General features: G+C 48.9%; 14 protein-coding genes. 3 read left to right on the top strand and 11 right to left on the bottom strand.

The genetic code is table 11. The features are described 5' to 3' along the window. Positions 1-53: 53 nt before the first annotated feature. Together DU002_RS05835 and DU002_RS05830 are read right to left on the bottom strand one after the other, a co-directional pair. On the bottom strand, positions 54-284 hold the full coding sequence (locus tag DU002_RS05835; protein WP_114337441.1) for a PEP-CTERM sorting domain-containing protein: 231 nt from the start codon (positions 282-284) through the stop codon (positions 54-56). Positions 285-413: 129 nt separating this feature from the next. Then, positions 414-701 (bottom strand): hypothetical protein, encoded by a 288-nt coding sequence (locus tag DU002_RS05830; RefSeq protein ID WP_114337440.1) that lies wholly within the window; start codon positions 699-701, stop codon positions 414-416. A 550-nt stretch (positions 702-1,251) separates the two neighbouring features. Between DU002_RS05830 and DU002_RS05825 the strand changes: the two genes are divergently transcribed. Both DU002_RS05825 and DU002_RS05820 read left to right on the top strand, forming a co-directional pair. Then, complete coding sequence (locus DU002_RS05825) at positions 1,252-1,716, top strand: OsmC family protein (protein ID WP_114337439.1); 465 nt, start codon at positions 1,252-1,254, stop codon at positions 1,714-1,716. 137 nt (positions 1,717-1,853) lie between these two features. Further along, positions 1,854-2,774, top strand: a complete 921-nt coding sequence (locus DU002_RS05820) for a CHAD domain-containing protein (protein WP_158537979.1) — start codon at positions 1,854-1,856, stop codon at positions 2,772-2,774. Here DU002_RS05820 and DU002_RS05815 read toward each other — a convergent pair. From DU002_RS05815 to DU002_RS05800, 4 genes are all read right to left on the bottom strand, one after another. Next, on the bottom strand, positions 2,771-4,237 hold the full coding sequence (locus DU002_RS05815) for a sensor histidine kinase (RefSeq protein WP_158537978.1): 1,467 nt from the start codon (positions 4,235-4,237) through the stop codon (positions 2,771-2,773). The genes DU002_RS05820 and DU002_RS05815 overlap by 4 nt on opposite strands. Beyond that, positions 4,231-4,938, bottom strand: a complete 708-nt coding sequence (locus DU002_RS05810) for a response regulator transcription factor (RefSeq protein ID WP_114337436.1) — start codon at positions 4,936-4,938, stop codon at positions 4,231-4,233. Before DU002_RS05810 ends, DU002_RS05815 begins: the two co-directional genes overlap by 7 nt. Before the next feature lie 177 nt (positions 4,939-5,115). Beyond that, positions 5,116-5,820, bottom strand: coding sequence for a spondin domain-containing protein (locus tag DU002_RS05805; RefSeq protein ID WP_114337435.1), 705 nt, complete (start codon positions 5,818-5,820; stop codon positions 5,116-5,118). A 13-nt stretch (positions 5,821-5,833) separates the two neighbouring features. Continuing rightward, positions 5,834-6,538 (bottom strand): spondin domain-containing protein, encoded by a 705-nt coding sequence (locus DU002_RS05800; RefSeq protein WP_170308600.1) that lies wholly within the window; start codon positions 6,536-6,538, stop codon positions 5,834-5,836. A gap of 501 nt (positions 6,539-7,039) precedes the next feature. Here DU002_RS05800 and DU002_RS05795 point away from each other — a divergent pair. Then, complete coding sequence (locus DU002_RS05795; RefSeq protein ID WP_114337434.1) at positions 7,040-9,664, top strand: TonB-dependent receptor plug domain-containing protein; 2,625 nt, start codon at positions 7,040-7,042, stop codon at positions 9,662-9,664. A gap of 257 nt (positions 9,665-9,921) precedes the next feature. Here DU002_RS05795 and DU002_RS05790 read toward each other — a convergent pair whose 3' ends face one another. From DU002_RS05790 to DU002_RS05770, 5 genes are all read right to left on the bottom strand, one after another. Next, positions 9,922-10,521 (bottom strand): hypothetical protein, encoded by a 600-nt coding sequence (locus DU002_RS05790; protein ID WP_114337433.1) that lies wholly within the window; start codon positions 10,519-10,521, stop codon positions 9,922-9,924. A gap of 321 nt (positions 10,522-10,842) precedes the next feature. After that, on the bottom strand, positions 10,843-11,490 hold the full coding sequence (locus DU002_RS05785; RefSeq protein ID WP_114337432.1) for a hypothetical protein: 648 nt from the start codon (positions 11,488-11,490) through the stop codon (positions 10,843-10,845). Between the two features lie 155 nt (positions 11,491-11,645). Further along, positions 11,646-11,930: a hypothetical protein gene (locus DU002_RS05780; RefSeq protein ID WP_114337431.1), complete on the bottom strand. Its 285-nt coding sequence runs from the start codon at positions 11,928-11,930 to the stop codon at positions 11,646-11,648. A gap of 38 nt (positions 11,931-11,968) precedes the next feature. Continuing rightward, complete coding sequence (locus DU002_RS05775) at positions 11,969-12,529, bottom strand: NADAR family protein (RefSeq protein ID WP_114337430.1); 561 nt, start codon at positions 12,527-12,529, stop codon at positions 11,969-11,971. Between the two features lie 43 nt (positions 12,530-12,572). After that, positions 12,573-13,097: a phosphatase domain-containing protein gene (locus DU002_RS05770; protein ID WP_158537977.1), complete on the bottom strand. Its 525-nt coding sequence runs from the start codon at positions 13,095-13,097 to the stop codon at positions 12,573-12,575. Positions 13,098-13,122 lie beyond the last annotated feature (25 nt).

Below are 13,122 nucleotides of genomic sequence, written 5' to 3'. Positions count from 1 at the left end.
TAAAAAACCGGCCAGATAGGCCGGTTACTATTTTGGTCAGAGAGTTACAGCATTTATCCGCGACGACGAACGCGACTCATCCCCAACAAACCTAACCCCAACAGACCCACGGTCATAGGCTCAGGTACAGCTAGGTGAGGAGTCACGTCATTAATGGCCATCTGGATCTGGTCAAGACTGTCTTGCACACCATTGTCAGCGGCAAAAACATACAAGTTGGCATCAATAAAAGGGTTGGTTTCCCAATAAAAACCAAAGTGATCTACCTCGCCGTCATTAAACATTTTCTGACTATAGTAGACCTCAGCATCGGACTGGAACCAGAGACCAAAGGCATAGCCTTCTGCCAGGCTCAGATCAATAGCACCAAAAGTTGACAGCGCTTGTTCACCCGCGATGTCCCAGACAACATTCTACTCATCACCCACTTCTGCGGTGGAATCAAATATCTGTAGCTTCGAGGCAACGACATGATTCACGGTATCGTAGTGATATAAACCAAATGCATGATCAAACGTATTATTCTGACCAGCTAAAAAGGTCATTTCGAAACCGCTGTCATCAAGTGTGGCATCGAAATCAGTCAGCGTGAATAAACTATCACCGCTCTCCTCAATACTGTTTAACTCTGCAGGAATCATTGGCGCTGCTGTTGCTACTCCAGAAAACAACAAGGCAGCGAAAGCTAAATATATTTTCATGATTGCCTTCTCCTTTAGCAATAAATAAATGTGCAAATCAAATTGCCGTGTAGATATACCAAAAATAGAAAGCTCACGTACGTAAAGAGTTTTGACATATATCGTGCAGCTAAAATGCATAAAAATGCGCCAATCGCACAGTAACTAAGCAAAATTTCAAACAAGCCGTCTTACCATTCAATAATAAGTGAACGTTACCGATACCAATTGAATCAATTATGTTTTTATTAGATTGTTTAAGAAAACAAAATAAAAACACCTGCTAATTTAACGCACCATTTTTACTTATATTTTTTTGTGAGAAATAAGGGTTTATTTATAACAAACAATAAATCATTAGCCTGATTGAGTATTTTTAACTCACATCCTTAATCTTTATTAGATCAGGTGGTAATACTTTAGAGGGGGCTAAATCCAAGAAAGAACTAGATGATGGGCAATTGAACTTAGGTCCGTATCGAAATAGAGATTAATCAATAGAGAGTTAGATTTGAACTGATATTCCCAATACGCCACAATCAACATCATCTTGCCAATCTCGAATAGCCCTATGTCTGAATACTCCGCAACAATAAGCTGGCAAAAGCGGCCAGAAGAAACCTTTATCGACAATCGCTATAGTCGTGCCCATGAATGGCAATTTGACGGCGGGGTGACTGTACCCGCCTCATCTTCTCCCCATGTCGTGCCTCTCCCCTATTCGGTGGAAGCCAATGTCGATCCAGAAGAAGCTTTCATTGCCGCACTATCGAGCTGCCATATGCTGTTTTTTCTCTCGTTAGCAGCAAAAAAGCGTTGGCTGGTCACCAGCTATATTGATCACGCCATTGGTGTCATGGCTACAAACAGTGACGGCAAAATTGCGATGACCGAGGTCACCTTACAGCCAGCTGTGCGCTTTGCAGACAAGCAGCCACCAGCCGAGCAGTTGGAGGCTTTGCACCACCAAGCCCATGAACTCTGTTTTATCGCAAATTCGGTTAAAACGAAGATCACCATCGCTGCAACACGATGAACAGCGACAAAAACAGCTGACACACATCGCTTCATCACTATGCCAAACAGATATTCGGTCCATACTTACCTCTGCCAATGCATGAAACAGTGACGACAGGTAGCCGTTTACCACGCATAAAGAGGCAAAGTGAAACGATGAAAAACAAACAAAAAAGAGCAGTTCAACTGCCACCTTTACTCGCAAAGCAGAGCCTGATTTTACTGGCAACAGCGCAGGCTCAGCAGGCCAATATTTTTCGCAGCTCCACCCGAGTGGAGGGTCTGCACGACTATCGTGTTGCACTGCGTAAACTGCGCAGTTTAGTCACCCAAATGAAAAAGCTGTTCCCCGATGATTGCGCCCAACGGCTCAATCAACAATTGGGCTTGATGGCACGCAAAACCAATACACTCCGCGACATGGATGTCTATCAACAGCAGTGGCAGCACTACCAAAAAAACCTAACGAGGAAACAGCGGCAATTACTGGCCAAACTCACACTCAAGGAGAAGCAGCACCAGCAGCGGGAGCGGGCCCGAGTTATCGCTTGGCTTAGTAGCAAAAATTACCAACGCTCTTTTGCATCAATCCAACACTGGTTTGCCCTGGCGGAGCAAGAAGCGATAGCAGAAGTTGCACCTTCGCCGTCTCTGATCAGTTGGCTGCAAAAACAGATGAACAAACGTTATCAGGTGATCCGCGCAGCGGCGCAGGCGCTACATGAGCCAGTAGCAGATGAGCAACTACACGCCCTGCGAATTCAGGGCAAGAAGCTACGCTACCTGGTTGAACTGTTCCCTCAAGCTAGCGAAAAAACAGATTGGGAATTACTGCACAAGCCACTGAAAAAACTGCAATCCCACTTGGGGAATGTCAATGACTGTGCAGTACAACTGCAGGGGATCAGGCGAAAACAAGCCAGGCTGATGCAACAGCAATATCCCCACCAGGCCGCAACCTTAAATGCCTTACTGGAAGTAAAGAAACAGATAAAACAACAAGCCCGAACAGAGAAAGCGGCGGCGCTAAAGCTATTGGCAGCGCTTCAGCACTTGCCACCATCTATTCATGCCTAACTGGCCAGCGGCAAGCTAAAGCCAAACGTAGAGCCCTGCTGTTGGCTACTCTGCACGGCGATTTCACTGCCGTGCAATGCCACTAGCTGTTGCACAATCGCCAAGCCTAAACCGGTATTTGCCCCCTCACCGTTAACGCTATTACTGGCGCGATAGTGCGGGTCAAAGATCAACGGCACTTCAGCTTCGTTAATGCCACAGCCATTATCTGCAACCGCCACATAGATAGCATCATTGGCGGCAGCTATTTTTATGGTCACCTCGCCTCCCGCTGGCGTATGGCGCAATGCATTGTCAATCAGGTTCACCAGAATCCGCTCCAGCTTGCCAATATCAGCCAGCGCCTGCTGCTGGTGGATATCGGTTTCGACACGCAAGCGTACACCTCGCGCCTCAGCCATTAACTGCAAACGCTGCACGACATCATAGGCCAGCTCTGCCACCACCACAGGTTCGGGATTAAAACGGATGTCGCCGCCTTCCAGACGCACTAACTCAAATAGTTGCTCGACCAGCAAATTCAACTGACGCGCGTTTTTCAACGCGACCTCAATTAATTGCGGCTGACGCTGCTCAGCACTTTGCAGTAACCAGGTTTCCAGATACCCCTGAAGGGATGCCAACGGCGTTCGGAAATCGTGGGAGACATGGGAGATCAGTTCTCGTCTTAATTGCTCAGTGGTTTTAATCTGTTCCAGCTGATGCTCGATATGCCCGGCCATCACATCAAAGCCCTGATTCAGCGACACCACCTCTGCTGGAGTCCAACGATGATGCCGTACCTCAGGTTCATTGCGACGAGAAAAGTCATGTTGGGTGAAGTGCTCAAATCGACGCACCAGCTTGGTTAACGGCCGCGTCAGTAAGACAAACAGCAATACCAGCAACACTAAACCGAACAGCAGCGCTGCGCCCATCAAGCGCCAACTGTCTTGTAATACGCGACTGGTGGCTAACATGTCAGCTAAAGTCTGCCACTGCTCACCACCAATGATCACGTACAGATACCCCGTCAGCTTACCCTCAGCATTTTCAATTGGTGCTGCAGAGAAGATACGTTGGCTCGTTGCCGAACGAGGGTCATCGCCATACAGAGGGAAGTCAGCACCAGCAAAGAACGAATGGATCGGCTGCAGGCTGATACGTTGGCGCAACACCTTGCCTGGCGGTGCTGAATAGGCCAAGAGTCGCCCAGTCGTATCCAGTGCATAGATCTCCCAATCAGGCCCGAGCAACATCATGGTGTGAAAAGCATCTTTCAAGATACTGGCGTCAATGGTGCCCTGTTTTAGCTGTTTGTTGTCATAAACCATGTGTGCAGCAAGGCCGCGGTGCAGGCGCTGTTCCACCTCTTCGCCATAGGTTTGGTAACTGGCCAATGTCCAGCTCCCGACACCAACACCCACAAGCAAAAACAACCCAGCGGCATATAACGCGAACTGTCCAGAAAGGGATTTCAACATGAATGTTCGCCTGCAAATTTGTATCCCACGCCCCACACGGTATGGATCCATTTGGGTTGCGCCGGATCTAATTCCAGCTTGCTACGCAGTCGATTGACAGTGGAATTAACGGTATGGGCATAGCCGTCATGCCGATGCCCCCACACTTGATTCAACAACTGATCGCGGCTAAACACGCGCCCAGGTTGGCTTGCCATATGCCATAGCAACTCAAACTCGGTCGCCGTCAAGTTCACCAACTGTTCGGCAACATGGACTAAGCGGGTAGCGGGGTCAATTGCCAGCTCGTCAACCAGGATAGGTGCAGGACCCGTTTCTTGCTGTTGATGGTGGCGATGGTAACGACGCAACAGCGCTTTCACTCGCGCCTGTAGCTCCAACACACTGAACGGCTTTGACAAGTAATCGTCAGCACCACTCTCCAGCCCCATCACCAGGTCTTGTTCACCGGACTTGGCAGTGAGCATCAAAATGGGAATATCTTCATTGATCCGTCTGAGTTGTCGACACAAACTCAAACCATCAATACCACCGGGTAACATAATGTCGAAAATTGCCATGTCATAGTCCTGATGCAACTGCCGCGACGCCTGTCTACCATCCGGGTAAGCATCCACTTGGTAATCCATCATGCCCAAGTTAATACCCACAAGGTTCGCGATATCTGCGTGATCTTCCACCAATAAAATCTTGGCTTTCATAGCCTGCCCCTCTGGCACCAGTGTTTAATGGCTGTCATGCCACCTGGTTGTTGCATCTGGTTCGTTAGAGGTAGAGACCGGTCAAGCTGTGATTAAATTTCCTGCAATCTTTGAATGCGTGTTCGCAGACTGAAAGTGAAGCCCCGCCATCGGGAGCTTCACTCCAGTGCTGAACAATCACTCCGTGCGAGTAATGGTTACCTTCATCACCGGATTGTCAAAACGATGACTAAAGTTCAACGCTGAATCGGTTAGGCCATCATCAGCTGTCACCACGCCCGCATGCACATAAACGCGATCAATATCATCACGGGTGGCAGCATAACCTTCGCCGCCGCCAGCAGGTCCAGGTACAGTCGCTGCCGTTTCGCTATTGGCTTCGGTACCAGCATCATAAGCCATGGTGGTGGTCGACCAACTGTCACCCACCGCCAGTTGCTCTAAACCCCAGCCATTGACACCAGTGAAAGCATCATTGGTATTCACTAGCATGGTGGCCAGTGTCAGATTTAGGTCGATACCCTCTTCGAAGCTAAGTACCATCATCTCTGAGGCACCCGGCATAATCACGCCCGCACCAGAGGCAGAAGCCCAAAGCCCTTCGATAGCGAGCAGTTGACTGTTGTCACCGCTTTCAGCCATCACCTCCAGCGGCACCAACGCGGCATCACCGAGAGACCAGGCCTGAATGGTTTCATTGTGAACCAGTGCTGCCACTGGTGATAATGGTTGGTTGGCAGTCAGATTGACCACTTCAACCTCATAGCTGCGCATCAGTGGATCCACAATGACAATTTCATCATCATCGTCGTCACTACAGCCACTGATTACCGCAACCGCGAGCAACGCAGTGCCAAGACGAAAATAGCTTTGCTTATTCATATCGCCTCCTTGGTTACTGTACGGTAACGGTCAGTTTTGCCACCGGATTCAACCAGCGATGAACACGGCTATCTAGATCTGATACACCGCCCTCTGCGTCTGTATCACCTAACACACCGGGATGAATATGAACCGTGCTATTCGGCTGGGTGGCAGTGACACCACTACCGTTCATGCCCGCATCACCACCTGGCGCAGCAGGAATCCCGGGAACACCTGGCATACCACTGCCATCAACAACCAGTTCGTCATTAGCTTCAGTACCGGCATCGTAACCTTTCAGATACACCGTATAGGTACCCGCTTCTGATGGGATCATCCAACGGTCTAACCCAACAAAACCGTCGTTGGTCGGCAACAACATAGCAGTCAAAGAAAGGTACGCCATATCACCACTGTCCAGCATCACACCTTCAATGCTCGCGCCCGGTGCCAACAGGCCACCAGCAGGATTACTCACGACAGGCATACCGTCCAGCGCGGTTGCCATCGCAGAGATATCGCCTCCCTCTGCAATGGCTTGCAGTGCGGCCGATGCTGCCATTCCAGTCTCATACATATAAACGTCGCCAGGATGGGCTGCGATAATCAGTGGTGTGAAATAGACGCCTTGCGTCAGGTTCTCAACTTTGATCTCTAACTGTGCCGCTGATGCGGGTACGGCAAAACCTGCAGCGATCATGGCTGCCAAAGGCAAACGGGTAAGAAATTTAGTCATCGGTAACGCTCTCCATGTTTAATGTCGAGGGTAAGTGTCGCCACCAGATCTCCGTATCAGATTGCAAAAACATCACAAAACCATCACAAGCTGTCGCAGCGAGTCATGACCATAGACAAATTTAAACACTCTTCACATCGGCTAAGACAGCGTGCCTAAGGCACTAACAACAGAGCGCCACTTGGTGACAAAGATCACATTATTGCAGGCGCAACGTCAGCGTATTTCGCAACAATTTTCACAATCACGAAAGCGCACTAAACAGCCAGATTGATCAAACACTGATCAGCCCGATCTTATTGATAACAACAGCGCAACCAAAAACCCACCAAGCCAACGAAAAATTGCTACACAAAGAAAACATTAATCTAAATAAATCAGGCTGTTATTACTTTTGACCCTGCTCAGCAAATGGTTTTTAACCTGTTCCTAACGGACCACAAAAAATAGAGTCCGTAACAAAAAAATAAGCACAGTCCATCGACCCAGGAGTATTTTCCAATGCCTGTTTTGCAAAAAAACACGGTCGTAAAAACGATCGCTTTATTCGCAGGGGTACCTCTGCTCGCTCAGCCCGCCTTCGCCGACGACAGCACGGCTGAAGATGTCGAGCGTATTGAAATTACCGGTTCTCGCATCAAACGCGCAGACATGGAGAGCGCAAGCCCGGTACAACTTATCTCCGCCGAAGATATCGCAGCCGGTAGTTACACCTCAGTAGAGCAGGTGCTGCAGCAATCCACAGCCTCTGCCGGTATGGCAACCGGCGCATCCAGCAACAACGGCGGGGTGGGTGCTGCGCGGGTAGATATGCGCGGCATGGGTGTACAACGCACCTTGGTGCTGGTTAATGGTCGCCGGATGGTTAATTCAGGCACGGGCGCGGATGCCGCAGTGGATCTCAATACTATCCCGCTCGCCATGATCGAACGTATCGAAGTGCTTAAGGATGGTGCCTCTGCCGTGTATGGCTCCGACGCCATTGCTGGCGTAGTTAACATCATTACCAAAAAGAATTTTGAAGGACTGGAGCTAAGTGGCACTTATGGTGGCAGTAGCGAAGGCGATGCCAATACCGGTGATATTAGCCTGCTGATGGGCGGTAGCAGCGATCGCGGTAATTTTGTGGTCGGTGCCAGTTATGTAGATCGTGGCGATGCTTGGCAAAGTGACCGGGGCTGGTCTGATTGCGCATTGGACGGCTCGACCTCCCCCTCTTGTATCCCTGGCAGCTCCACTATCCCTGGCGGCGCAATTAACCCAGGAGATGGCTGGAAACAGCGTGATCCAAACACCGGTGAGTGGGTCGCTCAAACAGACAGTTTTGACTACGTCCCCTACAGCTACCTCTACACACCTCAAGAGCGTGTCAGTGTATTTGGTAACGGCAGCTATGAACTAAATGATGATCTAACAGCGTTCACCGAATTCCTCTATACCAAACGTACCTCAGATCAGCAGATGGCACCTTCACCAGTCACCGGCGTCACCTTCAGTGAGGATGCTCTGGGTAACCCATACGACAGCGCCGTCAGCTATAAACGGAGAATGACTGAGGCGGGAGCCCGAGAATTCGAACAGATCACTGACACCACACGCATTGTCACAGGCCTACAAGGATATCTTGATCTCGGTAGCGGCTACGATTGGGATCTTTCCTACACCTGGGGCAGAAACGACGCGACCAGCAAAGTACATAACCTCATCAACAACAAAAAGATGATGGAAACCGCCTACGCCGACACCTGTGGTCAAAACGGCGTGCCATGTCAGGACTGGTTTGCCCCGGAAGGCGAAATTAGCCAGGAAACTCTCGATTACGTTACCTACACCGATCAGTCGACCGGTGGCAACGAGATGAATGTCGTCAACTTCAACCTCTCTGGCGATGCTTTCGAGCTACCTACCGGTACTGTCGGTTTTGCTGCAGGATTAGAGTATCGGGAAGAGAAAGGCTGGTACCAGCCCGATTCTGTGACCGTGGCAGGCGAAAGCTCACAGTCACAGCAAGACGCGACCTCAGGCAGTTATGACACCACCTCAGCCTATGCTGAGTTTGCCATTCCGCTGCTCTCTGATATGCGTTTTGCTGACGACGTTAGCCTGGAGGCCGCCGTCCGCTGGTTTGATTACAGCACCTTCGGCAGTGACAACACTTGGAAACTGGGTCTGACCTGGAAAGTGGATGATGAATGGATGCTACGTGGCGTGCGCTCAACCGCTTTCCGCGCTCCTAGCGTGGATGAGCTTTATGGCGGCAATGTCGGTTCATTCGACTATGTCACCGATCCCTGTTCCGGCTATGGCGCGCTTGACCCAAGCAGCAGCACTTACCAAATGTGTCATTCCGAAATTGGTGATACCAACTATCAGTTCAACGATTTTCAGATCGAATCCACTTGGTTAAGTGATGATGATCTGCAACCAGAAACCGCTGATACCTGGACCTTTGGCGTAGTTTATAGCCCTGACTATATCGACAACCTGTCACTTACTATCGACTACTACAAGATCGAAATCGACGATGCCATCGTACGTATTGATAGTCAGCAGTATTTAGATGCGTGCTACGGTGGTAATGCTCAAGCGTGTGACACGCTGAATATCAGCCGCGATTCACTCACTGGCGAGATCAGTAATGTCGATCGTCCATTGACTAACGTTGGCTACCAAAACACCTCCGGTATCGATAGCAATATTCAATACGGTTTCGAAGGGTTTGGTATAGATTGGAGTGCTAATCTGGACAGCACTTACCTGATCGAGTTTGAAGAAGATGGTAATGACTATGCAGGTACCATCAGTGGTATGACGGGTGGCTATGCGCGTTGGCGCAGCAACGCCAGCCTGAAAGCCGCTGCGGATAACTGGGATATTTATTACAAAATGCGCTATATCCACAGTATGGATGACCTTTATGAAGATTATGAAGTCTCTTCTGTGACGTACCACGATGTTTCAGGTCAATATTATGTAAATGACAGCTTGAGCCTGAAGGTAGGTATAGATAATCTATTCGACAAAGAGCCACCCTACGTACCGAGCTATTCAGATATGAATACGGTACCGGAAGCATACGATGTGTTAGGCCGTTACTTCTACGCAGGTTTCACCTACCGCATGTAAAGAATGTCTCGACTCTGTCAGTACAGAGTCTGAGCAAAAGAGCGTTGTCCAAAATCCCTTGTATGGGGCAACGTACCCCCCGAAAGCGCTTCGTTAGAAGCGCTTTTTTTATGTACAGGATGTACGGTATGTCGCGGGTGCATGGCACCCAATACACTTCGTGGGGCGTACTAATGCACAGGAGTGATGCTGCGCAAGGTGGGCTTTGTTGCGAACGGATGCCTCCTTAAGAACAGCGGCGTACTAAATCACGCAACTTAGTAAGCATCATCCCAACGCTGCCACCAACCAGAAAATCCTCGGGTAAGGTAGTGCTTAAGTCCTATCAGCAGCAACAGTAGGGTCATCGGCAGGATCAGTAACATCCACTTAGCGGTCACCGGCAGAGGTAAATAGCTGGTATCTAATACCAGCAAATTGCCAGTAAAGTGATAGTGATGACGAAATGCTTCTTCGAGATCTGCGGGGAGCCGCATTGTTGACAGGTAGCCCTTCACTCGCGTTTCCCGAAACAGATCCGCTAATACCGGCTCATCCTGCTGCTTGATCAAATAGGTTAGCTGCGGCTCATCACCCGCATGTACCACCACAGGCACGTAATAGTCGGTTTGAAACGGTTGCGCACTATCATCCGGTGGCATGAGCACTTCATAGGTGTTGGTGATCTCTCGCAGACCACCATTTAATTCAACATAGCGATTTTGGGGAGCCTGCGGGAACAACTCATTGGCTTGTGCCACCACAGGTTGTTCACCATTGCGCTGCCAATAGTTCACCGCATCCCATGCGCCGAGCAGTAAAGCGATGACCGCCACTAACTGGCAAAAACTGGTGGCCTTGAGAATAAGAGTCTTCATATGCGCTCCTTGCATCTAACCCTGACCTGATGAGGGGATCTATTACGGAGAATGAAGTAATTAAAGCATCTGATTTAAACGCAAAGATATAACCTGCTCACATTTCGACCAAGGCGTAACAACACAGTTTCAATAGTTTGAAGTATGCGGCGAAAAGCGGGGAAATGAGAGCTAAAACAGAGCTAATGGCTGGTAAAAGTAACAAATGTTAAATTAGATAACACAGTGTTAGGCGGGCGCTAGCAGAGAATATAAGCCAAACCCTTACCTATAAAAAAGACCTCCAACTGGAGGCCTTATCTACTGGTGGCGTATCAGAGCCTAGCTGCGACGCACGGCACCTAATCCAACCACAATCAAGCCCATCAGCAAAATTGCCGCTGGCGCAGGAACCGAAGCCTTACCTTCAAAACCTTCAATGCGAACGCCGTAGCCACCACTGATGGGGTTACCGCCGATCAAGTTGCTACCATTCACTTGAATACGCTGGCTACCTGCGATAGCTGCAGGGCTGCTAGGCCAGCCTAACCGGGTGCCATTGATACCGAAAATCGACACGAAGTAGCGACCGGCATCTAAGAAGAAGTCATCCACATCAAATGTCACTACCGGAAAAGAGCTACCAGCAGAGCCACCCAAACTGTCATCACGCACGTAATCACTGCGATCCAAGGTTTGCGCAAACAGTGACGTAGTCAAACCAGCATCAAAAATCTCAATAGTTAGCTCATCCATATAACGGTCAGCGGTGGCAGACACATCATGTAACTGCGCAGCGATCTGCTCTACTGTCGAGCCCGCAGCCAGATCAAAACTGGTTGCCGCACGGTACTCACTGCTACATGGCGTACAAGAGCCTCCGGCAGCAGAGCCAAGAAACGGATTTTCATAGAGGGGAGCGGCTGAAGCACTCTGAGAGACAATCATTACCGCAGCGGCGGCCAAACCTGAAAGAGACTTAAACATCATGGATACTTCCTTTATTACTGCTAACCAAATTAAGTTTAATTTTTCATAGCAAAAAAGAAGCCAAACAAGTAATAGATTGAATTAAAAGGATTAAGTTAACCGCCAAATATAAGCACGCACTAAAACGTAAAAATATTAGACATCTGACAAAGGTATTATTCGATCTGCTTAAACCCCTGCCCCATTCGGAACAAAATCATCATAACGATCATCGGTGCGAGGCTGTAAATGAGCGCGTCGATATCGGTAAACAGGTGCACTCCACCGATCACCAGCGTCAGTAGAAAGAGCAGATAAATCGGCGCAGTCAGTCGCAAGCGCACACTGCACATTGGGCAGGTAAATGATGAGTTAAACACGCCATGTCGCTGCAAACTCGCGTTCAATAGCGTGGTATCGATGGTCTCTTTACAGGCAGGACAACGGTAAATTCTAAACATTAAATTCGCTTATCTGAAACAGCCGGTGATGATGATTATCAGACCACAAGATCTGTGAAACGTTGCCGAACTTCCATCAATGCGAAACCCAGCAAATTAGCGCCTTTCCACTGATTGGGGTTTTCAGCATGAGGATCATCTGCGGATAAACCAATCCCCCAGACTCTATCAACGGGACTAGCTTCAACCAAGATCCGCTCTCCGGTTCCCAGAAGAAAAGCTTTTAGCTCAGCATGTTGATCGAATTTTAGTAAGTTTGCTTGCACCACAATTTCAAATCGATGCTGACACCAAACTTGTTCGTCAAAGTTAAGCACTTCCCTACCAAATTTTTTGGCTGCTCCCGGATTCGAAGCAGTGATAATTCTTTCGTAGGCACACTGGTCGCCAAAGAGCTTAGCTTTCGCTGCCATCATGTAGTGTTCAGCAGTAAGAAATTTAACCCCATCATCGATAAAAGGAGCTTCATACCACTGACTAAAACAACTCTTTGAAACGCCTTTCTCTGGCTTTTTATGGCCCCAGAAAAAAACGTACTTTACGCAATTTCCATAATTAACGTAATCAACTAACTGTTGTATATCCCGCAGCTCAGGCATCGAACTCTCAATCAAAGGGGCTATGACTCGTAAATACTAGCGACTAATCCAATCCCAAAAACTCACGGCGACAAGGCATCGTCAGGGCTCCAGGGCGCAAAGATTTCACCAATTTTTCTGCTTCAGTTTTGTCCATACCACGCTCAATCAACAAGCGTGCGGCAATAAACCCCGTACGTCCGGTGCCACCCTTACAATGCAAGGTGACGTTGCACCCGCTATCAAGCAGGTTATTTAGCCGCTTACTCACCTGCGGCCAACGCGCTTCAAAATCAGCATTGGGCAGATCTTCATCAGGGATCGGCATATGGAACCACTGCATATCGAAGTGAGAAACTTTATCGCCTAGATCTTCAACCTTATGTTTTACCAGCTCTTCGGACTCCATCAGCGTCACACAACACTCCGCTCCCCAATACAGCAGATCATTGAGATCCTGCTCCATCATTTCACTAAAGTCCTGATCCCCCTCTCGCTTGCCAGGGCAAGGATGCAAACCAATTTTGCCCTCACAACCGGGGATGTTTAGTTCGTAAACGGGCAGCTTATCTAAACGTTTACCTGGCATTGTCATGTTCCTCTTTGAAAAAATA

The organism is Corallincola holothuriorum, assembly GCF_003336225.1.
Taxonomy (GTDB): Bacteria; Pseudomonadota; Gammaproteobacteria; order Enterobacterales; family Neiellaceae; genus Corallincola; species Corallincola holothuriorum.
The sequence above is the reverse complement of the archived record's forward strand: the minus strand, read 5'-3'. Positions and strand labels throughout refer to the sequence as shown.

Bases quoted from the DNA above. Each gene is read 5' to 3' on its own strand.
- DU002_RS05775 (WP_114337430.1), bottom strand. From the start codon at position 12,529: ATGCCTGAGCTGCGGGATATACAACAGTTAGTTGATTACGTTAATTAT.
- DU002_RS05815 (WP_158537978.1), bottom strand. From the start codon at position 4,237: ATGTTGAAATCCCTTTCTGGACAGTTCGCGTTATATGCCGCTGGGTTG.
- DU002_RS05810 (WP_114337436.1), bottom strand. From the start codon at position 4,938: ATGAAAGCCAAGATTTTATTGGTGGAAGATCACGCAGATATCGCGAAC.
- DU002_RS05835 (WP_114337441.1), bottom strand. From the start codon at position 284: ATGTTTAATGACGGCGAGGTAGATCACTTTGGTTTTTATTGGGAAACC.
- DU002_RS05790 (WP_114337433.1), bottom strand. From the start codon at position 10,521: ATGAAGACTCTTATTCTCAAGGCCACCAGTTTTTGCCAGTTAGTGGCG.
- DU002_RS05785 (WP_114337432.1), bottom strand. From the start codon at position 11,490: ATGATGTTTAAGTCTCTTTCAGGTTTGGCCGCCGCTGCGGTAATGATT.
- DU002_RS05800 (WP_170308600.1), bottom strand. From the start codon at position 6,538: ATGACTAAATTTCTTACCCGTTTGCCTTTGGCAGCCATGATCGCTGCA.
- DU002_RS05805 (WP_114337435.1), bottom strand. From the start codon at position 5,820: ATGAATAAGCAAAGCTATTTTCGTCTTGGCACTGCGTTGCTCGCGGTT.
- DU002_RS05795 (WP_114337434.1), top strand. From the start codon at position 7,040: ATGCCTGTTTTGCAAAAAAACACGGTCGTAAAAACGATCGCTTTATTC.
- DU002_RS05825 (WP_114337439.1), top strand. From the start codon at position 1,252: ATGTCTGAATACTCCGCAACAATAAGCTGGCAAAAGCGGCCAGAAGAA.
- DU002_RS05830 (WP_114337440.1), bottom strand. From the start codon at position 701: ATGAAAATATATTTAGCTTTCGCTGCCTTGTTGTTTTCTGGAGTAGCA.
- DU002_RS05780 (WP_114337431.1), bottom strand. From the start codon at position 11,930: ATGTTTAGAATTTACCGTTGTCCTGCCTGTAAAGAGACCATCGATACC.
- DU002_RS05820 (WP_158537979.1), top strand. From the start codon at position 1,854: ATGAAAAACAAACAAAAAAGAGCAGTTCAACTGCCACCTTTACTCGCA.
- DU002_RS05770 (WP_158537977.1), bottom strand. From the start codon at position 13,097: ATGCCAGGTAAACGTTTAGATAAGCTGCCCGTTTACGAACTAAACATC.